The following is a 24,946-nucleotide window of genomic DNA, read 5'->3' as shown; positions in this document are numbered from 1 at the left end:
ATGGGAAGATTATTTGGAACAGACGGAGTCAGAGGCGTTGCTGGCTCAGAACTTACTATTGAGCTTGCAAAGGCTTTAGGTCAGGCAGGCGCTTATGTACTCACAAAAGAAGCATCACATCAGCCTACAATCATCGTAGGATGCGATACACGTATTTCAGGAACAATGCTTGCTTCAGCACTTATGAGTGGTATCTGCTCAGTTGGTGCAAATGCAGTATATGTAGGAGTTTTACCTACACCAGCAATCGCTTACTTAACACGTAAGCACAAGGTAGATGCAGGAGTTGTTATTTCTGCCAGCCACAACCCAATGGAATTCAACGGAATCAAGTTCTTCAATGGCGAAGGCTTCAAGCTTTCAGATGCACTTGAAGACGAAATCCAGGAGCTCATCGAAAGCGATATGAAGGGCATCAGCCTTCCAACTGGTGCAGAAATCGGTAAGGTAGATTTCAGATTCGACCTTGGCCGTGAGTACGTTGATTTCTTAAAGCAGACAGTACCTATCGATTTATCAGGATTAAAGATTGTTATCGACTGTGCAGAGGGCGCTTCTTACAGAACTAGCGTTGCTTGCCTTTCAGAGATGGGTGCAGAGCTTATCACAATCCACAACAATCCAGATGGAACAAACATCAACTCAAACTGCGGAAGTACACACATGGATGAACTTAAGGCACGTGTTGTTGCAGAAAACGCTCACATCGGTCTTGCATTCGATGGCGATGCCGACAGAATGCTTGCAGTAGATGAAAAGGGACGTCTTGTTGATGGCGACCAGGTAATGGCTATCTGTGCAAAGCACATGAAGGATAAGGGCACACTTAAGAAAAACACATGTGTAGTTACAGTAATGACAAACCTTGGATTCACTTTGATGGCAAAGGAACAGGGCATCAATGTTGAGTCGACAAAGGTTGGCGATAGATATGTTTTGGAAAATATGCTTGCAAACGGTTATAATATCGGCGGCGAGCAGAGTGGTCATGTTATTTTCTTAGATGACAACACCACAGGTGACGGACTCCTTTCAGCCCTTCACTTACTCAGAGTTCTTGTGGAGACAGGCAAGTCACTTTCTGAACTTGCTTCTATCATGGAAGTATTACCTCAGGCCCTTGTAAATGCCAAGGTACCAAACCACAAGAAGGAAAGCTACATGGAGTATCCTGAGATTGCAAAGGCAATCGGAGAGCTTGAGGCTAAGTTTGCTGGCGAAGGACGTGTACTCATCCGTCCATCAGGCACAGAGCCACTCGTTCGTGTTATGATTGAAGGCAAGAATCAGGAAGAAATCGATGCAGATGCACATGCACTCGCTGAATTGATTACAAACACAATGCTATAAACTAGGATATTTGTATGGTTTCAAGAAAAGTAAAAATAGTTAATGCGACAGGCTTGCACTTAAGACCGGCAGGGGTCTTGTGCGAGACTGCCATGAAATATAAAGCTAAGGTTACATTTACAACTGATAATCATTACGAGGCGAATGCAAAATCAGTACTTGGTGTGCTGGGAGCATGCGTCAAAGCCGGCGAAGAAATCACCATCATCTGCGATGGCGAGGACGAAGCCACAGCCTTGGAGGATATCGTCAATTCTATCGAATCGGGATTAGGAGAATAACAGACAATAATTAAAGACTAGGAGGAAGAATAATGTTGAACTACAAGCGTTACAAAGCAAACCCAGTGTTAGAGTTTCCACAGCGTACATGGCCTAACAAGCAGATCACCAAAGCTCCAATTTGGTGCTCAGTAGACCTACGTGACGGCAACCAAGCCCTCGTCGAGCCAATGAATGTCGACGAAAAAATGGAACTATTCGACCTCCTACTAAAACTTGGCTTCAAAGAAATCGAGATTGGCTTCCCTGCAGCAAGCCAAATCGAGTTCGACTTTTTAAGACAACTCGTTAAGGAAAATAAAATCCCTTCAGACGTTAAGGTGCAGGTGCTTTCTCAGTGCCGAGAGGAACTGATTGACCGCACATTTGAGGCTATTCAGGGAATACCAAATGTTATTTTCCACATTTACAATTCCACATCAACTCTCCAGAGAGATGTGGTTTTCAATGCAGACAAAGAAGAGATTATCGAAATTGCCAAAGCAGGCACACAGATGGTAAAGGACAGACTTGACCGTTATAACGGCAACCTTCAGCTTGAGTATTCGCCAGAATCATTTACAGGCACAGAGGTTGAGTTCGCCCTTGATATTTGTACAGCTGTTCAGGATACATGGGATCATGCAACAGATGCACCTATCATCTTCAACCTGCCAGCCACAGTGGAGATGAACACACCAAATGTTTATGCAGACCAGATTGAATGGATGAGCACTCACTTCAAAGATAGAGACAACATCATCCTCTCAATTCATCCTCATAACGATAGAGGTACAGGCGTTGCTATCACAGAACTTGGCCTTCTTGCCGGTGCAGACCGCGTGGAAGGTACACTTCTTGGAAATGGTGAGCGTACAGGTAATGTAGATATTCTTACAATCGCTTACAACATGTTCTCTCAGGGAGTAAATCCTGAGCTTGAGCTTGATGATATAAAAGAAATCGTGGAGGTATGTGAGAGAGTCACAAAGATGCCTACCGATGCAAGACATCCTTATGCAGGCGAGCTTGTATTTACAGCTTTCTCTGGTTCACATCAGGATGCTATCAATAAGGGCGTTGCAGCAATGCGCAATCGCCAAAATATGTATTGGGAGGTGCCATATCTTCCAATCGACCCAGCCGATATCGGAAGAAAGTACGAGCCAGTGGTTCGTATCAACAGCCAGTCTGGAAAGGGCGGCGTTGCTTTCGTTATGGATACAGTTTACGGCTTCAAGCTTCCAAAGAAGATGCAGCGTGAATTTGCTGATGTTGTTCAGTACATTTCAGAAAAGCAGGGCGGCGAGGTTACACCTCAGCGTATTATGGAGGCATTCAAGTCTCAGTACTTGGAAAACAAGGAGCCACTCACACTGGAATATGTTGTTATCAAGGACGACAAGGATACAGACGATACAGTTGCTATTCTTGACTTCAGCTACCACGGGGAGAAATTCCACTCAGAGGCTGAAGGAAATGGTCCAATCGATGCTGTTAAGCTTGCAATTAAGCAGTGCGTACCAGAGCTTGACTTCTCACTTATTGACTACACCGAGCATACACTTGCTCAAGCACAAGGTTCTGGAGCAAAGGCTGCAGCATACATCGAGATGCGCGACGAGCGTCATGGCAACACCACATTTGGCGTTGGCGTAAGCTCAAATATTACTCGTGCCTCAATTCGCAGTATGTTTAGTGCTTATAATCGTCTTATAGCAAAAGCTAAAGACATTTAAAATAGCAAATAATTTGCATATAGTTAAAGAGGAAATAAAATGAGAAAGATTTTAGTAACAGGATGCAACGGCCAGCTTGGTCGTGCCATTCAGAAAGAGTATGGAAATGAAGTAGAGTTCATACTCACAGACGTAGTAGAGGGAGAAAAGATTTTTCCACTCAACATTATGGATTTGGAAGAAGTTCTTAGCTTCGTAGAAGATAAGAAGCCAGATGTCATCATCAACTGCGCAGCAGCTACAAATGTAGATGGCTGTGAAAAGGACTGGGATTTTGCTTATAAGCTTAATGCACTTGGCCCTAGAAACTTGGCTATCGCAGCTTCAAAGGTTGGGGCAAAGCTTGTGCATGTAAGCACAGATTATGTTTTTTCAGGCAATGAAACAAAGCCTATCACAGAGTTTGATCAGCCTGCACCAATCAGTGCTTATGGCAAGACAAAATACGAAGGTGAAAAGTTCGTTCAGCAGTTCGCAGACAAGTGGTTTATCGTCCGTACAGCTTGGCTTTACGGCGATGGTAAGAACTTCGTTAAGACTATGCTTTCTCTTGCTGAGACACATGACGAGCTTTCAGTTGTTTGCGACCAGCTTGGTTCGCCAACATCTGCAGTTGAGCTCGCTCGCATGATTCACCACCTTGAGCCTACAGAAAACTATGGTATTTTCCATGGCACATGCGAAGGTGACACAAATTGGGCAGATTTCACAGAGGAAATCTTCAAGCTTAAGGGCATCAATGTAAAGGTCAACCACGTTACTAGTGAGGAATACAAAAAGATGAATCCAGCTAGTGCTGACAGACCTCACTACAGCATTCTCGACAACTTCATGCTTCGTCTTACAAGCGGCTACAAGATGGCCGACTGGAAGGACGCCCTCCGCGAATACCTCGCATAAACCGTTAATGGACGCATGAAACCTTTTTCACGCGTTTAATAAATATATTATTATTAATGTGATTTAAATCGGGCAAATATCATAGACTAAAATACTTTTGTAGTTTCCATATATTTTATCTGACAGGCATTACGAGGCCGTCGGCACTTAGTGAGGACAAGGTCCGAACTTAGTACCGCTACGAGACGAGAATAGCGAAAGCGTGCCTAAAGATAATATATATGGGAACTATAAAAGATAGAATAACTATGGGATTTGCCCGCCAAAAAAGGAGATTAAAATGAGAACATATTTAGTGACAGGTGGAGCTGGTTTCATCGGCTCAAATTACATTCATTACATGTTTAAGAAATATGATAATGAAATCCGTATCATCAACGTAGATAAGCTTACATACGCAGGAAACCTTGAGAACCTCAAGGACGTTGAAAACCGCGACAACTATACATTCGTAAAGGCTGATATCTGCGACAAGGAAGCTATCCGCAAGATTTTTGCTGAGAACGACATCGATAGAGTTGTTCACTTCGCAGCTGAGTCACACGTAGACCGTTCAATCAAGAACCCAGAAGTTTTCGTACAGACTAACGTACTTGGTACAGCTGTAATGCTTAACTGTGCAAAGGAAGCTTGGGAGCTTCCTGACGGCACATTCAAGGAAGGCAAGAAGTTCCTTCACGTTTCAACAGACGAAGTTTATGGATCACTTCCAGATGATGACAACGCTTTCTTCTATGAGACAAGCCCATACGATCCACATTCACCATATTCAGCTTCAAAGGCTTCATCAGACATGCTTGTAAAGGCTTACATGGATACATACAAGTTCCCTGCAAACATTACAAACTGCTCTAACAACTATGGCCCTTACCAGTTCCCAGAGAAGCTCATTCCACTTATCATCAACAATGCACTTCAGGGCAAGGACCTTCCAGTATACGGTGATGGAAAGAACGTACGTGACTGGTTATACGTAGAGGATCATGCTAAGGGAATCGATATGGTTCAGGAGCAGGGTGAGCTCTTCCAGACATACAACATCGGTGGACACAACGAGAAGCAGAACATCCAGATTATCCACATCATCCTTGATACACTTCAGGAGATGCTTCCAGAGGGAGACCCACGTAAGGAGCTCGTTTCTGAGAACCTTATCAAGTACGTTACAGACCGTAAGGGACATGATCGTCGTTACGCTATCGCTCCAGACAAGATTAAGGCTGCAGTAGGCTGGTATCCAGAGACATGCTTCGAAGAAGGCATCAAGAAGACAATCAAGTGGTTCTTCGAGCACGAGGAGTGGATGAAGAACGTAACAAGCGGTGATTACCAGAAATACTATACAGATATGTATTCAGGAAAATAATATGAAAAAATATGATTATTTAGTAGTAGGCGCAGGGTTGTTTGGTGCAACCTTCGCCTACGAAGCTATGAAGAGAGGTAAATCAGTTCTTGTAATTGATAAGAGATCTCACATAGCCGGAAATATTTATACAAAAGAAGAAGATGGAATCAATGTGCACGTTTATGGCGCACATATCTTCCACACTAGCGACAAAAAGATTTGGGAATACATGAACCAGTTCGCTGAGTTCAACAACTACATCAATTCCCCAGTTGCCGTTTATGGCGACGAGCTTTACAATCTTCCATTCAACATGAACACATTCTCAAAGATGTGGGGCATCAAGACTCCTTCAGAGGCAAAGGCCAAGATTGCTGATCAGATCAAGGAGCTTAACATTACAGAGCCAAAGAATTTGGAAGAGCAGGCACTTTCTCTTGTTGGAACAGATGTATACGAAAAGCTCATAAAGGGCTACACACAGAAGCAGTGGGGACGTCCATGTGACGAGCTTCCAGCTTTCATCATCAAGAGATTGCCACTTAGATTTACATACGACAATAACTACTTTAACGATAGATTCCAGGGAATCCCAATGGGAGGCTACACACAGATTGTTGAGAAGATGCTTCAGGGCGCAGATGTTGTGCTCGAGCAGGATTTCTTCGACATGGTTGGCGGCGTTGAAAACGCACCAAAGTCTACAGAGGGAACTCTCAACGACGGTAGCCAGGTTTCTTGGAATAAGCTTGTTTTCACAGGCCAGATTGATGAGTATTACAATAGCTGCTATGGCGATTTGGAATATCGCTCAGTTCGATTTGAGACAGAAAAAATCGATTGTGACAACTACCAGGGCAATGCAGTTGTAAACTACACTGCAGCCGATGTGCCATACACTCGTATCATCGAGCACAAGCACTTTGAGTTCGGTACACAGCCTACCACAATCATTTCAAAGGAATACTCAAGTGAGTGGCAGCCAGGCGTTGAGCCTTATTACCCAGTAAATAACGATAAGAATAATGCAGTTTACGAAGACTACGCAAAGCTTGCATCAAGCGAATCAGGCGTTATCTTTGGAGGCCGTCTTGGTCAGTACAAATACTATGACATGGACAAGGTGGTAATGGCTGCATTGGATTGCGTAAAGGAGGAGTTTTAAATGAAAGGAATTATTCTTGCAGGCGGTTCAGGCACACGCCTTTACCCACTTACAAAAGCTATTTCTAAGCAGATTATGCCTATTTATGATAAGCCAATGATTTATTATCCATTGTCTACACTTATGCTTGCAGGCATTCGTGAAGTACTTATCATCTCTACACCAAGAGATCTTCCAGTATTCGAAGAGCTTCTCGGCGATGGTAGTCAGCTTGGTATGGATATTCAGTATGCCGTTCAGGAGCAGCCTAACGGACTTGCTGAGGCATTTATCATCGGTGCAGATTTCATCGGTAAAGATGCCGTAGCTCTTGTACTTGGCGATAATATTTTCTATGGCCAGTCATTCTCTAGAGTACTTCAGACAGCAGCACACCGTACAGAGACAGAGCCAGGCGCAACAATCTTTGGTTACTATGTTCGTGACCCAAGAGAGTATGGCGTTGTTGAGTTCGATGAGAACGGCGTAGCTATTTCTATCGAGGAAAAGCCAGCTCAGCCAAAGAGCAACTACGCAGTTCCAGGTCTTTACTTCTATGACAACTCAGTTGTAGAAATCGCAAAGACAATCAAGCCATCAGCACGTGGTGAGCTTGAAATCACAGCTGTTAACAACGAATACTTAAATCGTGGCAATCTTCACGTTGAGACACTTGGTCGTGGATTTGCATGGCTTGATACAGGAAACCACGACATGCTTCTTGCAGCTGCTGAGTTCGTCAGCACATTCCAGAAGCGCCAGGGTATGTATGTATCATGCATCGAGGAAATCGCATTCAAGCGTGGCTTCATCAACAAGGAGCAGCTTCTTAAGCTTGCTGAGCCACTCATGAAGACAGAGTACGGTAAATATTTGGTAGACGTTAGCAATGGTTTATAAAGACTAGCTTGTAACTATCAAGCAAAAAATTAGAAAGAGTATAGATAAAGAAAATGGCAATTACAGTTGAAAAGAATGTAAATGGTATTGAGGGACTCTGCGTCATCACTCCTAAGGTTTTTGGTGATGAGCGCGGATACTTTATGGAGACATACAACGAAAATGATATGAAGGCTGAAGGACTTGATTATGTATTCGTACAGGACAATCAGTCTGCAAGCAAGAAAGGCGTACTTCGTGGTCTTCATTTCCAGAAGAACTTCCCACAGGACAAGCTTGTTCGTGTAATCAAAGGTGAAGTTTATGATGTAGCAGTTGACCTCCGCCAGGGATCAGCTACATTTGGAAAGCACTATGGAATTCTTCTTTCAGAGGAGAACAAAAAGCAGTTCATGATTCCAAAGGGATTTGCTCATGGATTCTTAGTAGTCAGTGACTATGCAGAGTTCTGCTACAAGGTTACTGATTTCTATCATCCAAACGATGAGGGCGGACTTATGTACAACGATCCAGATATCGCTGTTCAGTGGCCAATCCCAGAGGGGATGACTGAGGCAGATTTAATCCTTTCAGACAAAGATAAGGTAAACGCATCATTTAAGGATTACTGCGCAGAGAGAAATATTAACGCATAGATTTTATTGGGAGATAATAAAATGGAAGAAATATGGGAGAGTGTAAAACTCTTTATAGCATCGCATAAAGCAGCAAGTATTGCTGTTGCCAGTGCTGTTGGTGTTACAGCGGCAGGGGCTGGTGGATATGGCATTTACAATTTGGTATCTGAAGATGAGGAGCCAGTTGAGGTTGTAGAGGTCACAGAGGAAGCGTCCAACAACGATGTCTATATCCCAGAATTTGTTAATGTAAAAATTACAAGTGAATCATTAGAGAAGGATTTGACAATTTACATCTCAGATGAAAATGATAATCCTATCACAGGAATTCCTTTTAATGTAAAGCTTATAACAGAAGAAAACGCTGATGGACTTCAATCTTATGTAGATGCTATCAAGGACATTGATGCTCAGATTGCTGAATATACAAAAGACTATGATTTTTCTACTGAGGATAAAGAAGAAAGCACAGGAGAAGGCGAAGAACTTCCTACAGATGGAGAGGAAATAGACTTCTCTAAGGATGAGGAAAAATCTGAAGAAACAGGCCAACAGGCCGCTAGTAATGAGGCTACATTGAATATACCTAATAACTCATTCCAGGTGATGCAGGTTCTTCAGGATAGAAATGCAGCAGTCACTGTAACAGATGAAAACGGTGATGTGGTTGAGACACAGACAGGAGATATCAGCACAGATCCACTATATCTTTTGTATCTTGATAAAGAGACCGCTGTTCAGGCATATACAGTAGCTGTTAATGAAGCAGAGGGCACCGTCTATACGGACGATGATATGGATGGTGTAATCACTCAGACAGACATGGAGCCTGGTGACTATGTACTTTGCTTAGTAAACGACTTAGACACAGAAGTTAGTTATGAGCCAGCAACATACAATATTGCGGCTAATGTAAAGGACAAGGTAGAGTTCAAGGTTCAGAAGGAAATCACAAAACAGATTAAGAAGGATGTGGCTTCTGAAGATGGACAGAAAGCTGCCGCAGCTGATGTACCTGTAGAGAACAAGCTCACAGATACAGTAGAGTTTGTAGAATCAAAGAAAGTAGAAAATGGTTCAGGCCAGGTAAAGCAAGCTGAAGCAGTTGCACCAAAGAATACAACAAATGGAAGTAAAGCAACTGAAAAAACAGGTGGAGTAAAGAAGGTAACACACGATGTAATCAAATCAACATCCCGTTATCTGAAGACAAAAGGTTTTGTCGCTGCAGCAAATAAACTTGATTATTATGATGCTGTTATGACAAAAGCTATGCAGGTTGCTACAGTTGATGATACAGAACAGAATAATTCGTCAGGAACTGATAAAGCAAATAAAGATAATCAGTCCGAGCAAAAAAAGACTTACACTGTTACAGTTAATTATGTTGATACCGACGGAAAAAGCATTCAAGGTGCTTCTGTAGAGACTAAGGAAGAGGGCGCAAGCTATTCGGTCAGTGCTCCAAAGATAGATGGTTATACATACTCATCTGTATCAGGAGAGACATCCGGCGTAGTTACTGCAGATGTTACAATAACATTCAAGTATACTAAAGACGTACAAGAGCAAACTCCGGTAACTCCAAAAACACATACTATAACCGTTAAGTATGTAGATGAATCAGGAAATGCAATTTCTGGATACAATGCAATCACAGAAACAAAAGAAGAAGGTGCATCATATAAGTATGAAGCTCCAACTATCAATGGCTATACATTGACTTCAAAAACGCCTGTAGAGGGGAAAGTTGGTACAAGTGATGTAACTGTTACATTTACATACAAGAAAACAACAACTTCCACAACAAAAGAAGAAGCATCTCTTGATATGAGTTACTCTGCTGGTACATTCACAATTGTAGCTTCAGCTAATGTTAATTCAGTTACAGTTAATGGAACAGCAGTTACTTTGACAAGTGGAAAGGGTACATTTAAGGCTACTAAAGATGGTGATTATACACTTAAAGGTGTAGCAAAATTCTCTGATGGAGTTACAGATAATACTTTATCAGTTACTTATTCAGTATCCGGATTTGGAACAAGCAAAGGTGATTCAACAGAAAAGCTTAAGGATGCAGCTGGCAACCAGCTCTATGTTGATGAGCAGTGTACAAAAGAAGCAACTGCAGCTGATTACGAAAAAGGCAAAAAGTTCTATTACAAAGAAGCTAGCTATACATACTATGGTTGGCAGTCAATTGATGGAAATACATTCTACTTCGACAAGAACGGTAATAAGGTAACAGGCACTCAGGTAATCCAGGGTGTTAGCTACGATTTCGGAACAGATGGCGTTTTAGCAAACAAGGGAACAGGTATTGATGTTTCTAAGTATCAGACAAACATCGACTGGTCACAGGCTAAGTCAGCAGTTTCATTTGCTATCATTCGTTGCGGATACAGAGGAATGTATGATGGACAGCTCCACGAGGATCCATATTTCTACAAGAATATGTCTGGAGCAAAAGCAAATGGAGTAAGCGTAGGTGTTTACATTTACTCAACTGCTCTCAACGAGGCAGAGGCTGTTCAGGAAGCATCAATGGCAGTAGCTATGGCTCAGAAGGCAGGCGGATGTTCATACCCAATCTTCATTGATATGGAGGATAAGGTACGTGGACAGGGCTCACTTTCAACAGCTCAGCGAATGGCAATTCTTAACGCATTCGTTTCAACAGTTCAGTCATCTGGCTATAAAGCAGGTGTCTACTGCAGTAAGAACTGGATGGTTAGCCTAATGGATGCAAATTCAATTCCAGGCTCATGTAGCGTATGGATTGCACAATACAATACACAATGTACATATTCTGGCAGAAAGAATATCTGGCAGTACTCAAGCAAGGGTTCGGTTCCAGGTATCAAAGGATATGTAGACATGAATAAGAGTTTCTAGTAGGAGTATTATGAATCATAACGTAAGAAATATAGAAACTGGCAAAAGAATGTTTCGCTTCGTAAGTAGCGTGGTTTTAGTCGCAGTACTAGCCACGCTCTTTGGCGTTATGTGGTATATGCGTTTACAGATGCTTATGTCACAGCGATTCTTGAGTATCGGTAACTATTTAATGATTGGCCTTTATGTGGTTTTGACAGTTCTCATGATTAACACATTCAAAGGCTTCAATATCGGAAGTGGAAGAATATCAATCCTTACAATGTCTCAGGCTATCGCCATGGGACTTGTAAACATGCTTGAATTCATCATCGTAATTTTGATGACACGTATCAAGCAGTTGATGTGGATGACATTGGCATACATCATCGTGCTTACAATTGCAGATGCTGTAGCGGTGCTTGTTATCACATATGTCAGCACAAAGCTTTATAGAGCAGTGTTCCCACCATTCACAATTCTAAATATCTATGGTGATTATCAGAACGACCTGGTTCGTAAGATGAATCGTCGTGCAGATAAATATCGTATTACTGGTGAAATGAGTTGCATGGAGCCACTTGATAAGATCATTCGCGAGCTTGAAAACTACGATGCAGTTCTTGTAAACGATGTTCCATCGGAAATCCGAAACGACATTGTAAAGGCCTGCTTTGCAACAGATAAGCGTGTATATTTCACACCAAAGATTTCAGACATCCTTATCAAGGGCGCTGAGGAGGTTAACCTTTTCGATACACCTCTTTACCTTTGCAAGAATGTTGGAATGGATGGCATTTCAGCTACACTTAAGCGTCTTGGTGATATTTTTATTTCCCTTGTCGGAATCATTCTTTCTTCACCAGTTATGCTTGTGACAGCTATACTTATCCACAATTACGACGGCGGCCCAGTCTTTTATAAACAGACTCGCTGCACTATTGGTGGAAAAGAATACAAAATCATGAAGTTCCGTTCAATGATTATTGACGCAGAAAAGGATGGAAAGGCACGTCTTGCCAGCGAAAACGACGATAGAATCACTCCAATTGGACATTTTATCAGAGCTACTCGTATTGATGAGCTTCCACAGTTCTTCAACATCCTCAAAGGTGAGATGTCAGTTGTTGGTCCCCGTCCAGAACGTCCAGAAATCATTGCAGAATACATCAAGGATGTGCCTGAATTTGCCTTCCGTACACACGTAAAAGCTGGTCTTACAGGCTATGCTCAGGTATATGGAAAATACAATACCACATCCTACGACAAGCTTAAGCTTGATATGATTTACGTTGAAAAATGTTCAGTATTTTTGGACATCCAGCTCATCCTTATGACCCTTCGTGTAATCTTTACAAAGGATGCCACAGAGGGTGTTGCCGAAGGAGCCGTAGATGCCAATGTGCATCAAAAGAATAAATAGGATGTAACTAACAAGCTAATTCCTCTCTGAAAGGAACATTTTAGTGACTGAAAGAGAGTGTATTGCTTGTTAGTGTAACATCCGAGAGAAAGACTAGGATTATGAAAAAAGCTTTGATGCATGCACACACTGCATACATGGTGACTCAATTCAATATTGATAATATAAAGATTTTGCAGGACCTTGGCTACACAGTAGATGTGGCTTGCTGTTGGGCAGATGATGATAGCGCACTTTCACCGGAGGCTATGAAGGCTCGCAGAAAGATACTTGATGACCTTGGCTGTCGCGTGATTGAGACAGCCAGCCTTAGAAAGATTTTCAACATTTCAGAGCTTTCAAAGGCTTACAAACAGCTGAAGCATGAAGTGGAAACAAACAAGTACGAAATTGTCCACACCCAGTCCCCAATAGGGGGAGTTATTTGCCGTTTGGCATGCAGAAAGGCTAGAAAGCTTTATGGCACAAAAGTTATCTATGCCGCACACGGCTTTCACTTCTTCAAGGGAGCACCACTTAAGAACTGGTTGGTGTTTTACAATGTGGAAAAGTACTGTAGTAAATTTACCGACCTGTTGATAACCATCAATCAGGAAGATTATAAAAATGCTCAAAAGTTTAAGGCCAAGGAAGTGGTTTACGTACCAGGTGCTGGCGTTGATACAAACAAATTTGTAGCCAGTGCAGACGGTCGCGAAAGAATCAGAAAAGAGCTTGGCATCGACGATGAAACAACTGTTTTATTGTCAGTGGGAGAGTTGATTCCGCGTAAGAATCACATGGAAGTTTTTGAAGCCTTGAAGCAAATGAAGGATGCTGGCAAAGACTACAAGATTAAATATCTTATTGCCGGAAGAGGCAAAATCGCTGAGGAGCTTCAGAACAAGATTAACGAACTTGGTCTTCAGGAACAGATTCAGATGCTTGGCTTTAGAAGCGATGTTGCAGATGTATTTGCGGCCAGCGATATTTACGTGTTCCCATCTCATCAGGAAGGACTTCCTGTTGCACTGATGGAGGCTATGTCAGTTGGCATGCCAGTTGTCTGCAGCCGTATCCGCGGAAACGTTGATTTGATTGAAGAAGGCGTTGGTGGATATCTCTTCGACTCCAAGGATGCGTCCACACTTGTGACAGCACTTGACCGAATGATGGCCAAAGCTGAAATCGATCGCAGAGCCATGGGCTCACACAATGTAGCCGTGATGGAAAATTTCGATAAGAATCACGTAAATGCGGTAATGAAAGAAATATATAGTAACCTATAAACGTAACTTTTTGCGGGGGTAGAAGTACTATGAAAGTTTTACATGTATCTAAGTCATCAACTTATAGTGGCATGGAAAACGTTGCGATTAATATAATCAACGCCATGCCAGAAGATATTCACAGCGTGTATCTCACAGCCACAGGCTCTGTTGAGACAAAGCTGCTGGAGCATGACATCGAATACATCGGTGTTGAAAAGGTTGATGAAAATGCTATCAAAGAGGCAATTGATGAGGTAAAGCCAGATATTATTCATGCCTATGAGTATGACTGCAGCCTCATGTGCACAAAGGTGACTGACACCATTCCAATCATCAGCCACATTTATTCAGTGCCAAAATGGGTTCAGAAAATTGGTCCTAAATCCGTGATTTATGGCGGAGCATGTAAGAACTTTACAAAGATAATTATTCCAAACAAAATCGTGGAAGAGAAAGCCTGGTTCAAGGACAAGATGGCAGGTAAAACTGTGGTCCTTGGTACACCTTTCAACGCTGTAAAGATTTTTGAAAAGGGATATTTGCCAGGCACAGAGATGTCAAAAGACAAGCTGGAAAAGTATAAGTCTGACCTGCTTTTCGTAGGATATCTCACAGATGACAAGAACCCTTACGAGTTTGTAAGAATTGTAAAAGAGGTCAAGGAAACTCATCCTGATATCAAGGCCATCATTGTTGGTGGTGGCGATTTGGGCAGTGAGTGCCTTGAATTAATTGGAAAATACAATCTTTCCGAGAATATAATAATGGTCGGCATGCAGCACAATCCATACATCTACATGAACCAGACAAAGATTCTTGTAGCTCCTTCCAAGTTTGAAGGATTCGGAATGGCAGCTGTGGAGGCAATGGCCTTTGGCAAGCCTGTGCTTGTCAGCAAAGTTGGTGGATTTCTCACCACCGTAAACGATGATTGTGGAAAAATATGCGGCACAGACAAGAAGCCTGTGGATAGAGATGCATTTGTTTCCAATATCAATGAGCTCCTGGATAACCAGGAGATATACAGAATGAAGTCTGACGGCGCCAGAAGACATGCCAAGGACTTAAATAATTTTGAAACATACATGGAAGAAGTAAAGAAGATTTATGAGGATGCTTACCAAACTGCTAGAAAAAATTAAAAGTGCAGATTTTATATTAGTGACTATTTCCACAGTTATCTGCTCGGGAATATCATTTATATTTAGCGTATACTCAAAGTCACTTGTTCCAGTAAAACCACTGGGTATTTACAGCACCTGCTTACTTGCTCAGACATATATGAATTACGCCCAGTTTGGCGTGCTCAACGCCTACAACAGGGATTATCCTCAGGCCCTCGGCCGCAAGGATTATGAAACAGCAAACAAACTCAAAAACACAGCAGCCACATTCATGCTGATGGTTTATCTCATCATTTTTGTGGTATTTGAGGCATGGGTTTTCTTTTACTATCGCGGCCGCGTTGGTGCTGATCAGTATCAGGCCTATTATGCCTTTGGTTACGCCATGTGCCCAATCATGATTCTACTGAAAAGCTTTGACGATATGTCAAATGCCACAGTCAGAATGAATGGAAAATACAATTATTCAGCAGCCATCGGATTCCTTCGCACAATAATTGCCTTCGGAATTGGTGTTGCTGCACTAAACGTAGTAGGTTACTACGGCCTTTACGCCATGACAATGTCATCTGCGTTACTTGGAATTATTATGTTCCGTAAGAATGCACTTAAGGGAGTTCGCCTAAACTTTGACTTTTCATATATGAAGGTCATGATTATTGGCGGCATTCCACTTTTAATCAACAGTTTGATTTGGACATTGGTTCAAAGCGTGGATAAATTCGTTATTCTTGGATTTTTGACTACAGAAGACCTGGGAGTTTACTCAGTTCCTTTGATGGGCTTCACCACTATGGTGCTTGTTCCACAGACAATTTCCCAGGTGTTTTATATAAAGGTCTCACATTTGTATGGGGCCAACAAAGATGAAAAGCAGCTCCTTGAAAAAGCTAGCTATTTCACTAACATCACATCAGTTATTTCTGGAGCAGCATGTGTCTGTGTATTCTTTATCATGCCGATTTTTGTGCAGATGTTTATGCCAATGTACACAGATGGAACTCCTGCAACTCAGATTCTTATCATCGGCGTTGCAATCTATTCCACAACCATGCTTTTCGGAAACATTTTCAGCGTACTTAAGCTGAACAAATCATTGATTGCAAACTCAGTTGCACTTTGCATTTTCAATGTGATTTTCTCAACCGGTTTGGTTGTGTTTGTAGAGCGAAGCATCAATATGGTAGCTATCGGCACTGGAATGAGCTATGCACTTTACTCATTGCTTTTGATGATTAAGCTTTCAAGAAAGTTCAACTATTCATTCTTGAAGCTTTTCGCGAACAGCTGGTTGCCACTTTTAGCTATCGTCATTCCTGGCGTGCTTTACTACATGCTCATAGAAAACATCTATGTTGCCGCAGCTTTGGCTTTGTTTACCATAGTATTAGTGTGTGGTATACTTACTAAGTTAATTTTCTTTAGGAGATAAAAATGCTTAACTTATGTTTTATGGGGCGCGAGGCCTTCCTCGACTACACCCCATTGATATTTAAGGATATAAAAGAAAAACATGATAGCGAGGCCAATGGTGTAATTGTTGTGCTGGATTCCAGAGAGAAGCAGTACGTTGAAAGCAAATATGGTGATGCAGTTACTGTTGTTGTCCTTTCAGATTTCATGAACGCCCATTGGGATGAATTCACTTTGGAAAAGCTTTGCGAGTATGAGAAAAAGTACGACGCTGCTCCAATGTGGAAATACATCTATACAGATAGATTCTTAATTAATAGAGATTATGATTATTGCGTGCACACAGCCGCTGGCTTGTTCGCATTTTGGGAGTATGTGTTCACCACATACAAAATAGATTTTTACTTTGATGAGGTTATTGCTACATTATTCAGCTATGCAGGATACCTTGTAGGCAAGAAGCTAGGGGCACATTATTATTCGTTGCTTCTGATGCGTTCCGTTGGAATGGATTTGACTCATCACTATATCTTGAACGAACCATTCGAGATGATTTACAACATGCCAGATGATTATCTGGACAGAGAATACACTGACGAGCAGCTCAAGCAGGCAGAGGAATATCTAGATTCTTTCGAGGAAAAGCATTCAAAGCCAGCTTTCATGAACTTCTCAGGCAAGGTGCCAAAGTTCAAGCCAAGCTTTTTGATTTTGCCACTGTTTTGGATTCGTCAGAGATTCTTCAATCCGCACACATTGGACAAAGGCAACTACATGTACTACAAGGACTACGAGACAGCCTTTGATCCATGGAAATTTTATAGAAGATATAAAAAGAGTAGGAAGTATTACAACAAGGCAGATTTATCAAAGAAGTTTGTTTACTATCCTTTGCATCTTCAGCCAGAGGCATCCACAATTGTCTGCGCTCAGAAATATGAAAAGCAGCTTTTCTTCCTGGACAATTTGGCAAAGTCAGTTCCAGCTGACACATTGATTTACGCAAAGGAGCACTATTCATTCCTTGGAAGCAGGGACAATAGCTTCTACGAGGAGCTTAAGAAATATCCAAACATTGTCCTTATCGACCCATGGGAGGATTCATTTGCTCTTATTAAAAACTGCCAGTGTGTTGCAACACTTACTGGCACAGCTGGTCAGGAAGCCATGCTTCTTCGCAGACCAGTCATCATGGGTGGCGACATTCTCTACAAGAATGCACCAGGTGTCATGCGCTTGGAAGATATTTATGACAATTATCTTGAGGCCATGGCAAGCTGGAAGCAGCCATCTCGAGAGGACGTTATCAAATATTTGGCAGCCTATATGAGCTGCGCTAGAGTCGGCAACACATATGTGCTTAGCGCCGACCGCTTAAAGCCAGACAACATTTCACTTATAGCAAAGTCTATGTATGATTATTTTTTAGAGGTAAAAGAAAATGAGTAAAGTTTTAGTTACAGGTTCTGATGGATTCATCGGATCACATTTAGTAGAAGAGTTAGTAAAGAAGGGCTACGAAGTTCGTGCATTCGTTTACTACAATTCATTCAACAATTGGGGATGGCTCGACACACTTCCAAAGGATATTATGGATCACGTTGAGGTATTCGCCGGTGATGTTCGCGACCCTAATGGTGTTCGTGAAGCTATGAAGGGATGTGATGCAGTATTCCATCTTGCAGCCCTTATTGCAATTCCATTTAGTTATCACAGTCCTGATGCTTACGTTGACACAAACATCAAGGGAACTCTTAATATTTTACAGGCAGCCAGAGATCTTGGCACAGCTAGAGTATTAGTTACTTCTACATCAGAAGTTTACGGAACAGCACAGTACGTTCCAATCGACGAGAAGCACCCATACCAGGGCCAGTCTCCATACTCAGCTACAAAAATCGGTGCAGATAGACTTGCAGAGTCATTCTACCGTTCATTCGACTTGCCTGTTACAATCGTGCGTCCATTCAATACATTCGGACCACGTCAGTCAGCACGTGCCGTTATCCCTACAATTATCACACAGCTTCTTGCTGGCAAGGAGGAGATTAAGCTTGGTTCACTCACTCCAACACGTGATTTCAACTATGTAAAGGATACAGCTCACGGTTTCATTGCTATGTACGAAAGCGACAAGACAATTGGCCAAGAAATCAATATCGCAACACAGAAGGAAATCTCTATCGGACAGCTCGCTGAGGAGCTTATCCGTCAGATTAACCCTAATGCAAAAATCATTTGCGACGAAGATCGCCTTCGCCCAGAGAAGTCTGAGGTAAATCGTCTCCTTGGATGCAACAAGAAGATTCTTGAGCTCACAGACTGGAAGCCACAGTACACATTCGAGCAGGGTCTCGCGGAAACGGTAGCATTTTTGCGAGAGAACATGGATAAATATAAAGTTGATATATACAATATTTAAAAATTTTAGATGAGCCCGTTATGTGACATATGTACTTACACAAGACCTTATTTTTCACTCGTTACTTAGATGGTCCTGAAAGGAGCATCTTATGTAACGCAAGTAGAAAAATCTAGAGCGAAAGCGTGTCTGTGGAAGTGCATATGGCACATAGAAGGGCGGACTAGAGGTATTAGAAATGTCAGATGAATTTATAGCCCTTTCGGTTCCAAACCTTAAGGGTAACGAATTAAAGTATGTCACAGATGCAGTAGAGACTGAGTGGGTATCCACAGCGGGCCCATATGTTTCAGATTTTGAGAAGAAGATTGCAGAGTATGTAAAGGCTCCAGGTGCAGTCAGCACACAGAATGGTACATCAGCCCTTCACATCAGCTTGCTTTTAAGCGGAGTTACTCGTGAAGATGCAGTTATCGTTCCAACTCTTACATTTATTGCAGCAGTTAACCCTACAAAGTACATCGGCGCCGAGCCAGTATTCATGGATTGCGACGATAGCCTTTGCATGGACCCAGTGAAGCTTCAGAAGTTCTGCGAGACAGAGTGTGACTTCACAGATGGTAAGCTTATCGATAAGCAGACAGGCCGCCACATCAAGGCTATGGTAGTAGTACATGTCTTCGGAAATATGGCCGACATGGAAGCCATCATGCCAATCGCTGAAAAGTACAACATTACAGTTGTAGAGGATGCAACAGAGGCTCTTGGAACATACTACACAGAGGGCAAGTACGCTGGAAAGTTTGCCGGTACAATCGGTGATTTAGGCTGCTATTCATTTAACGGAAACAAAATCATCACCACAGGCGGTGGCGGAATGATTGTTTCAAATGATGAAGAGCTTCTTGCTCACGCAAAGCATTTGACAACTCAGGCCAAGGCAGACCAGGCCAACTTCATTCATGATGAAATCGGCTTCAACTACAGAATGACAAACCTTCAGGCAGCTCTTGGAATCGCTCAGTTAGAGCAGCTTGAAGATTTCATCAAGACAAAGACAACAAACTATCATTTATACAAGGATGCAATCGATAAGATGCCAGGACTTCACGTTCAGGACTTCAGAGAAGGCATCCGCAGTAACTACTGGTTCTATTCAGTAGTATTTGAAAATGACGAGAAGGGCCGCGACCAGCTTATCGAAGCATTAAAGGAAGCGCATATCCAGTCTCGTCCAATCTGGGGTCTTATCTCAGATCAGCTTCCATATCAGGGAGCTCGCACATACGAACTTGAAAAAGCACCATGGTACTGGAAACGCGTTGTAAACGTACCATGCTCAACAAACCTCGATGAGGCCGGCGTACGCCGCGTACTCGACGTGGTAAAGACTTTTGCGGAGTAAATTCTATGGAAAATGTATTTATACATGAGGAAGATTCTGTTCTTCAGGCTATGAGAACATTCGATGCCAGTGGAAGAAGAACAGCCTTCATTGTTGATGACAATAACAAATTGATTGCGGCCCTTTCAGAAGGTGATGTTCGCAGATTCATTCTCTCAGGCGGAGATTTAAATGATGAGGTGCGCACAATCGCAAACTACAAGCCTCGTAGCCTTAAGGCCGATGAAAAGGAGGAGGCAAGAGATTTCTTGCGCCGCCACAACATCGAAGGCTTGCCAATCGTAGATGAAAATGGCGTTGTTATCGACACAGTCTTCTGGAGTGAAAATCATTATAAAAAGCAGGGCGAGTTATCTTGTCCAGTTGTTATGATGGCTGGCGGCAAGGGCACTCGTCTATATCCATATACACGCATTTTGCCAAAGCCACTTATCCCAGTTGGGGAGAAGCCAATTGCAGAGCTCATCATGGATAGCTTCGCAGAGTATGGCATTGGCAGAATGATTCTTGTAGTTAACCACAAGAAAAATATGATTAAGTCATATTTTGGTGAAGTGGAGAAGCCTTACACAATCGAGTATGTGGATGAGGACAAGCCACTTGGTACAGGCGGCGGTCTTTCACTTCTTCGTGGTAAGGTTGACGAGACATTCATCCTTACAAACTGCGACATTCTCATCGAGGAAGATTATTCCAAGATTTACGCTCACCACAAAGCTGAGGGCAACATGATCACTATGGTTTGCTCACTTCGCAACTTCCAGGTTGCCTACGGCGTTGTTGAATTTGGCGAGCACGGTAACATCCTTGATATGAAGGAAAAGCCAGAGTTCAGCTTCTTCACAAATACTGGTATCTACATCGTAGAGCCAGAGGTTTTGAAGTATATTAATGACGACGAATTTATCGGTTTCCCTGATATCATCAACCGCTTGAAGGATGATGGTAAAAAGGTTGGCGTCTATCCAATCAATGAAAACACTTGGATGGACATGGGCCAGCTTGATGAGCTTGGCAAGATGGAAAATCGCTTACGTGGAATTAACAAATAATAGATAGAGAGGATTATCCTTGGAAAAAATAAAGAGTTTCTTTTATCCAATGACAATGGATAAGGCGTTTAAACTGGGGACAGTTTTAATCAGCGCATTTGGAATCATCTTTTCAATTGTGTTCTTCTGCCTCAACGCTTTCGACACTTCAAAGACAAAATTTTACAATGGTTATTTTGCCCTTATATTGATTGTGATGATAGCACTCACTATCTACTTGGCTAGGTTTTTGCTTCTAGATAAAGAGTGGAGTTACTCAAAAATCTACCTGGTATTGGCGATTGGGTGGAGTATCTGCATGCAGTTGGTAATGCCACCTATCTCCGGAGCAGATGAGGTTCAGCATTTCTACAGTGCGTACCATTGCTCCAATATTTATCTAGGAATGAAAGACCACGATTTTGACACTACTCCAGGTAGCTACGGCAACTGGATTGAAGGCACATCTTATTTCTACATGCGTGCAGAAGATTACTACAGATTGCCTTATATCGATGTCACATTCCCATATCAGTATCAGATTTTGTCTGATGGCAATTGGTTCCATACCGATGACGATATGAAGGAATTGGTACAGTGTTATACAAAGCCTACACAGGCTAGGCGTTATCTGCTTTCCGGACTTGGAATAGCTATCGCAAGATTATTAGGATTCGGATTATCAGGCCTTGTATTTATGGGCCGTTTCATGAACAGCCTTACACTCGTGCTGGCTGGTTGGGTTTGTATCAAGCTGCTTCCTGTTGGAAAGCTGCAGCTGCTGATGTTTTCATTATTCCCAACTACATTACAGCTTTGTGCATCCTATTCTTACGACAACATGAGCATACTGTTTTCATTCATTTTGTTGACAGTCTGCCTGTATTTAAGTCAGGAAAAGACAAAGGTTCATGCATGGCATGTATATTTAATTGGATTGATTGTTGTAATCCTGATTCCAAACAAAATGGTTTATACCCTTTTTGCAGTATGGTTTTTTGCTATTCCACTTAAGAAATGGTGGACAGATGTTGCAAAGAGCAAAAAATGGTATGAGTATGTTTTGGCAGGAGCATTTATAGCAGGAGCCCTTGTAGTAATCAAGAAGTTCGCTGGAAAGTATAAATACCAGTTATATGATATGTTTGTCCTTTCTCACAACCATGCAACTATAGAGCAGGATGCAAGCCGTGCAGCATACAGTATGTACGATGTTATGGCAGATCCTATCGGCACACTTAAGTTTGCCTGGGAGGGAATCAAAGTAGATTTCTGGTACAACATCAACCATGTTATTGGTTCTGAGCTTGGTCATATCAAGCTTAATGCACAGGTACCTATGGCTTGCATTATTGTGATGCTCGTAGTTTTAATTGTTGGTTTGATTATTAATAAAGGCAATCGCCTTAAAAAGTGGCAATACGTTATTATTGGACTTGGCCTATTGGCTTGCGTAGTTGCTATTTTCGCAGGCTGCCTGGTTCGATTCACACCAGCTGAGGGTAGTGAGCGTATTCAGATATCTTACCGCTATCTAATCCCGGTTTATATGTGCATGTGCATTGCTCTGGGTTCTGATGCCAAGGAAAATAAAAAAGCATTAGCATTGATTTTGATTCAAAATGTAGCCCTTATGGTTGGCTTGTGCGGCACCATCTACTTCTTAATGCATTTAAGAGATGGCATGGCAGCACCAGAAATTTTGAACTCAATTGGAATATACTAATCAATTGATTTGGAGGAAATAAAATGACAAGAGAAGAAGTATTTGCAACATTAACAGATATATTTAGAGATGTTTTTGACGATGATGATATCGAGCTTACAGATGCAACAACAGCTGACGATATCGAAGATTGGGATTCGCTTGAGCAGATCAACCTTGTAGTTGCATGCGAAAAGAAGTTCAACGTTAAGTTCGACATGAAGGAAATCCAGTCACTTAAGAACGTAGGCGAAATGGTTGACACAATCGTAGGTAAGCTTTAATGAATAACTATACTTTTGATGAATTAACTGTGGGGATGACAGAGAGCTTCAAGGTGAAAATCACTGAGGAGATGCTCGATGCTTTTAAGGGCATCACAGGGGATGTCAACCCACTTCATAATGATGAGGAGTTTGCGAAGGCAAAGGGGCATCCAGGCCGTGTGGCATATGGCATGCTTACAGCAAGCTTCCTCTCTACATTGGCTGGTGTCTACATTCCTGGTGAGCGCAGCCTCATCCAGCAGGTGGAGACAAAGTTCGCAAAGCCAGTTTATATCGGCGACGAGCTTACAGTTACAGGCGAAATCGTAGAGCTTGTGGAAAGTGTCCAGCGCCTTGAATTAAAAGTAACCATCACAAATCAGGATGGAAAAAAGGTACTGCGAGGAACCATGGGTATCCTCGTGGTATAGAGGGAGATTAGATGAGAGAAAACAAGACATTATTCGTGACCGGTGCGTCCTCAGAATTAGGAACTGCACTTATTGAATTGGTGGCTGACAATTACGATACCATCGTGGCTCACTATCGCAGCAGCGCATCACGTCTTCTTCCATTAGAGGAGAAGCTTGGAGATAAGCTTGTTATGGTACAGGCAGATTTTGCTGATGCAATGTCGGTGAGAAAGATGCTTGATTTTATGGCTGAAAGAGAACTCAAGCCTGATCACGTGGTACATCTTGCAGCAGCCCCAATGGAAAATGAAAAATTCAAAAAGCTCGGTTGGTGTGATTTTGCAGCAGCAACTGAGACAGACCTTCGTCCAATAGTTGATATACTGGGCGATTTTTTGCCCTTTATGACAAAGCAAAAATATGGCAAGGTTATCTTCATGCTTACATCATGCACAGTTGGCATGCCACCTAAGTACAAGAGCGTTTACACCACTACAAAATACGCTCTTTTAGGCCTTATGAAGTCACTTGCTGTAGAGTACGCAGATAAGGGGATTACAGTTAATGGCGTCAGCCCAGAGATGATAGAGACACGCTTCCTTGATAATCTTCCAGACCTCATCAAGGAAATGAATGCAGCTGATATGCCTATGGGCAAGAACCTTACAGTTGACCAGGTTGTGCCTACACTTGCATTCCTTCTTTCTGACGGCGCGGATATGATCAGCGGCCAGAATATTGCTATTACAGATAGCAAGCACTAATAAACATTCGTAGAGAATTGAATTGGAGAAAATATGAGAAACTTAGTTATTGCAGGAACAGGCGGTGCCGGTAAAGAGACAAAGTGGCTGGCAGAGCGCATCAATGCAGTAAATCCAACATGGAATATTTTAGGTTATATAGATGTTGAGCCAGGCGAAGGTGTAGTTGGCGATGATAGCTTCATTACTGAAACTACCGAGGATTTGGATGTAGTCATTGCTATGGGTTCAATGGAGCGCAGAAAGTTTTTGTATGAGCTTTATAAAAAGAATCCTCATGTACACTTTCCTAATCTCATCGACCCATCTGCAACTTTGTCAGATAGTGTCGAAATGGGAGAGGGCAATGTTATCTGCGCAGGCGCTATCCTTACAGTTGATGTAAAAATCGGCAACCAGAATCTTATCAACTTCAACTGTACAGTGGCCCACGATAGCACACTTGGTGATTTCAATACACTCAACCCTAACGCCAACATTTCAGGAGCTTGCACACTTGGCAACCTTATCGAAGTTGGCACCGGCTCACAAATCGTACAGGGCAAGACAATCGGAGACGAGACCCATATCTGGGCTGGCTCTTGCGTTATCAAAAACACGAAGGGAAGATGCGAAGTCGTTGGCGTCCCAGCAAAAACCGTACGCCGTTTCGACTAGC

General features: G+C 42.3%; 22 protein-coding genes. All 22 read left to right on the top strand.

The window, feature by feature from the left end; translation table 11 throughout:
* Window positions 1-1,350 (top strand): phosphoglucosamine mutase, encoded by a 1,350-nt coding sequence (glmM, locus tag CRN97_RS07315; RefSeq protein WP_033152188.1) that lies wholly within the window; start codon window positions 1-3, stop codon window positions 1,348-1,350.
* 14 nt (window positions 1,351-1,364) lie between these two features.
* Window positions 1,365-1,631: an HPr family phosphocarrier protein gene (locus CRN97_RS07310; protein ID WP_097076415.1), complete on the top strand. Its 267-nt coding sequence runs from the start codon at window positions 1,365-1,367 to the stop codon at window positions 1,629-1,631.
* Between the two features lie 32 nt (window positions 1,632-1,663).
* Complete coding sequence (gene leuA, locus CRN97_RS07305) at window positions 1,664-3,349, top strand: 2-isopropylmalate synthase (protein ID WP_074789583.1); 1,686 nt, start codon at window positions 1,664-1,666, stop codon at window positions 3,347-3,349.
* A gap of 39 nt (window positions 3,350-3,388) precedes the next feature.
* On the top strand, window positions 3,389-4,249 hold the full coding sequence (gene rfbD / locus CRN97_RS07300) for a dTDP-4-dehydrorhamnose reductase (protein WP_097076414.1): 861 nt from the start codon (window positions 3,389-3,391) through the stop codon (window positions 4,247-4,249).
* A 280-nt stretch (window positions 4,250-4,529) separates the two neighbouring features.
* Window positions 4,530-5,615 carry a dTDP-glucose 4,6-dehydratase gene (rfbB, locus tag CRN97_RS07295; RefSeq protein ID WP_097076413.1) on the top strand — a complete coding sequence of 362 codons (1,086 nt, stop codon included), beginning with the start codon at window positions 4,530-4,532 and terminating at the stop codon, window positions 5,613-5,615.
* 1 nt (window position 5,616) lies between these two features.
* Entirely contained in the window at window positions 5,617-6,762 is a 1,146-nt protein-coding gene (glf, locus tag CRN97_RS07290) for a UDP-galactopyranose mutase (protein WP_097076412.1), read from the top strand.
* Window positions 6,763-7,641 carry a glucose-1-phosphate thymidylyltransferase RfbA gene (rfbA, locus tag CRN97_RS07285; RefSeq protein ID WP_097076411.1) on the top strand — a complete coding sequence of 293 codons (879 nt, stop codon included), beginning with the start codon at window positions 6,763-6,765 and terminating at the stop codon, window positions 7,639-7,641.
* A gap of 53 nt (window positions 7,642-7,694) precedes the next feature.
* A complete protein-coding gene (gene rfbC / locus CRN97_RS07280; RefSeq protein ID WP_074789944.1) occupies window positions 7,695-8,276 on the top strand; it encodes a dTDP-4-dehydrorhamnose 3,5-epimerase in 582 nt (193 codons plus the stop codon).
* Window positions 8,277-8,297: 21 nt separating this feature from the next.
* The gene (locus tag CRN97_RS07275; RefSeq protein ID WP_097076410.1) at window positions 8,298-11,153 is read left to right on the top strand and encodes a GH25 family lysozyme; all 2,856 of its coding nucleotides are present in this window, start codon (window positions 8,298-8,300) and stop codon (window positions 11,151-11,153) included.
* A gap of 10 nt (window positions 11,154-11,163) precedes the next feature.
* Complete coding sequence (locus CRN97_RS07270) at window positions 11,164-12,555, top strand: exopolysaccharide biosynthesis polyprenyl glycosylphosphotransferase (protein ID WP_097076409.1); 1,392 nt, start codon at window positions 11,164-11,166, stop codon at window positions 12,553-12,555.
* A gap of 101 nt (window positions 12,556-12,656) precedes the next feature.
* Complete coding sequence (locus tag CRN97_RS07265; RefSeq protein ID WP_143483255.1) at window positions 12,657-13,823, top strand: glycosyltransferase family 4 protein; 1,167 nt, start codon at window positions 12,657-12,659, stop codon at window positions 13,821-13,823.
* 29 nt (window positions 13,824-13,852) lie between these two features.
* Window positions 13,853-14,947, top strand: coding sequence for a glycosyltransferase family 4 protein (locus CRN97_RS07260; RefSeq protein ID WP_097076407.1), 1,095 nt, complete (start codon window positions 13,853-13,855; stop codon window positions 14,945-14,947).
* Entirely contained in the window at window positions 14,919-16,361 is a 1,443-nt protein-coding gene (locus CRN97_RS07255; protein ID WP_179670705.1) for an oligosaccharide flippase family protein, read from the top strand. Before CRN97_RS07260 ends, CRN97_RS07255 begins: the two co-directional genes overlap by 29 nt.
* A gap of 2 nt (window positions 16,362-16,363) precedes the next feature.
* Entirely contained in the window at window positions 16,364-17,791 is a 1,428-nt protein-coding gene (locus CRN97_RS07250; RefSeq protein WP_097076405.1) for a capsular polysaccharide export protein, LipB/KpsS family, read from the top strand.
* Window positions 17,784-18,764, top strand: coding sequence for an NAD-dependent 4,6-dehydratase LegB (locus tag CRN97_RS07245; protein WP_074789605.1), 981 nt, complete (start codon window positions 17,784-17,786; stop codon window positions 18,762-18,764). Before CRN97_RS07250 ends, CRN97_RS07245 begins: the two co-directional genes overlap by 8 nt.
* A 178-nt stretch (window positions 18,765-18,942) precedes the next feature.
* Window positions 18,943-20,109 carry a LegC family aminotransferase gene (locus CRN97_RS07240; RefSeq protein ID WP_097076404.1) on the top strand — a complete coding sequence of 389 codons (1,167 nt, stop codon included), beginning with the start codon at window positions 18,943-18,945 and terminating at the stop codon, window positions 20,107-20,109.
* A gap of 5 nt (window positions 20,110-20,114) precedes the next feature.
* Window positions 20,115-21,161: a sugar phosphate nucleotidyltransferase gene (locus tag CRN97_RS07235; RefSeq protein WP_097076403.1), complete on the top strand. Its 1,047-nt coding sequence runs from the start codon at window positions 20,115-20,117 to the stop codon at window positions 21,159-21,161.
* A 19-nt stretch (window positions 21,162-21,180) separates the two neighbouring features.
* Window positions 21,181-22,866: a DUF2142 domain-containing protein gene (locus CRN97_RS07230; RefSeq protein ID WP_097076402.1), complete on the top strand. Its 1,686-nt coding sequence runs from the start codon at window positions 21,181-21,183 to the stop codon at window positions 22,864-22,866.
* 23 nt (window positions 22,867-22,889) lie between these two features.
* The gene (locus CRN97_RS07225) at window positions 22,890-23,129 is read left to right on the top strand and encodes an acyl carrier protein (protein WP_074789613.1); all 240 of its coding nucleotides are present in this window, start codon (window positions 22,890-22,892) and stop codon (window positions 23,127-23,129) included.
* Window positions 23,129-23,542, top strand: a complete 414-nt coding sequence (locus tag CRN97_RS07220; protein ID WP_097076401.1) for a MaoC family dehydratase — start codon at window positions 23,129-23,131, stop codon at window positions 23,540-23,542. Before CRN97_RS07225 ends, CRN97_RS07220 begins: the two co-directional genes overlap by 1 nt.
* A gap of 11 nt (window positions 23,543-23,553) precedes the next feature.
* Window positions 23,554-24,288, top strand: a complete 735-nt coding sequence (locus tag CRN97_RS07215) for an SDR family NAD(P)-dependent oxidoreductase (protein WP_033152144.1) — start codon at window positions 23,554-23,556, stop codon at window positions 24,286-24,288.
* 33 nt (window positions 24,289-24,321) lie between these two features.
* A complete protein-coding gene (locus CRN97_RS07210) occupies window positions 24,322-24,945 on the top strand; it encodes a NeuD/PglB/VioB family sugar acetyltransferase (protein WP_097076400.1) in 624 nt (207 codons plus the stop codon).
* Window position 24,946: the final 1 nt, after the last annotated feature.

The organism is Pseudobutyrivibrio ruminis DSM 9787 (genome assembly GCF_900218035.1).
Taxonomy (GTDB): Bacteria; Bacillota; Clostridia; order Lachnospirales; family Lachnospiraceae; genus Pseudobutyrivibrio; species Pseudobutyrivibrio ruminis.
Note: the sequence above shows the minus strand (reverse complement) of the source record. Positions and strands in the feature narration are given on the sequence as shown.

What these genes read in the sequence shown, in the direction of transcription:
- glmM (WP_033152188.1), top strand. Translation starts at nt 1, where the DNA reads ATGGGAAGATTATTTGGAACAGACGGAGTCAGAGGCGTTGCTGGCTCA.
- CRN97_RS07310 (WP_097076415.1), top strand. Translation starts at nt 1,365, where the DNA reads ATGGTTTCAAGAAAAGTAAAAATAGTTAATGCGACAGGCTTGCACTTA.
- leuA (WP_074789583.1), top strand. Translation starts at nt 1,664, where the DNA reads ATGTTGAACTACAAGCGTTACAAAGCAAACCCAGTGTTAGAGTTTCCA.
- rfbD (WP_097076414.1), top strand. Translation starts at nt 3,389, where the DNA reads ATGAGAAAGATTTTAGTAACAGGATGCAACGGCCAGCTTGGTCGTGCC.
- rfbB (WP_097076413.1), top strand. Translation starts at nt 4,530, where the DNA reads ATGAGAACATATTTAGTGACAGGTGGAGCTGGTTTCATCGGCTCAAAT.
- glf (WP_097076412.1), top strand. Translation starts at nt 5,617, where the DNA reads ATGAAAAAATATGATTATTTAGTAGTAGGCGCAGGGTTGTTTGGTGCA.
- rfbA (WP_097076411.1), top strand. Translation starts at nt 6,763, where the DNA reads ATGAAAGGAATTATTCTTGCAGGCGGTTCAGGCACACGCCTTTACCCA.
- rfbC (WP_074789944.1), top strand. Translation starts at nt 7,695, where the DNA reads ATGGCAATTACAGTTGAAAAGAATGTAAATGGTATTGAGGGACTCTGC.
- CRN97_RS07275 (WP_097076410.1), top strand. Translation starts at nt 8,298, where the DNA reads ATGGAAGAAATATGGGAGAGTGTAAAACTCTTTATAGCATCGCATAAA.
- CRN97_RS07270 (WP_097076409.1), top strand. Translation starts at nt 11,164, where the DNA reads ATGAATCATAACGTAAGAAATATAGAAACTGGCAAAAGAATGTTTCGC.
- CRN97_RS07265 (WP_143483255.1), top strand. Translation starts at nt 12,657, where the DNA reads ATGAAAAAAGCTTTGATGCATGCACACACTGCATACATGGTGACTCAA.
- CRN97_RS07260 (WP_097076407.1), top strand. Translation starts at nt 13,853, where the DNA reads ATGAAAGTTTTACATGTATCTAAGTCATCAACTTATAGTGGCATGGAA.
- CRN97_RS07255 (WP_179670705.1), top strand. Translation starts at nt 14,919, where the DNA reads ATGCTTACCAAACTGCTAGAAAAAATTAAAAGTGCAGATTTTATATTA.
- CRN97_RS07250 (WP_097076405.1), top strand. Translation starts at nt 16,364, where the DNA reads ATGCTTAACTTATGTTTTATGGGGCGCGAGGCCTTCCTCGACTACACC.
- CRN97_RS07245 (WP_074789605.1), top strand. Translation starts at nt 17,784, where the DNA reads ATGAGTAAAGTTTTAGTTACAGGTTCTGATGGATTCATCGGATCACAT.
- CRN97_RS07240 (WP_097076404.1), top strand. Translation starts at nt 18,943, where the DNA reads ATGTCAGATGAATTTATAGCCCTTTCGGTTCCAAACCTTAAGGGTAAC.
- CRN97_RS07235 (WP_097076403.1), top strand. Translation starts at nt 20,115, where the DNA reads ATGGAAAATGTATTTATACATGAGGAAGATTCTGTTCTTCAGGCTATG.
- CRN97_RS07225 (WP_074789613.1), top strand. Translation starts at nt 22,890, where the DNA reads ATGACAAGAGAAGAAGTATTTGCAACATTAACAGATATATTTAGAGAT.
- CRN97_RS07220 (WP_097076401.1), top strand. Translation starts at nt 23,129, where the DNA reads ATGAATAACTATACTTTTGATGAATTAACTGTGGGGATGACAGAGAGC.
- CRN97_RS07215 (WP_033152144.1), top strand. Translation starts at nt 23,554, where the DNA reads ATGAGAGAAAACAAGACATTATTCGTGACCGGTGCGTCCTCAGAATTA.
- CRN97_RS07210 (WP_097076400.1), top strand. Translation starts at nt 24,322, where the DNA reads ATGAGAAACTTAGTTATTGCAGGAACAGGCGGTGCCGGTAAAGAGACA.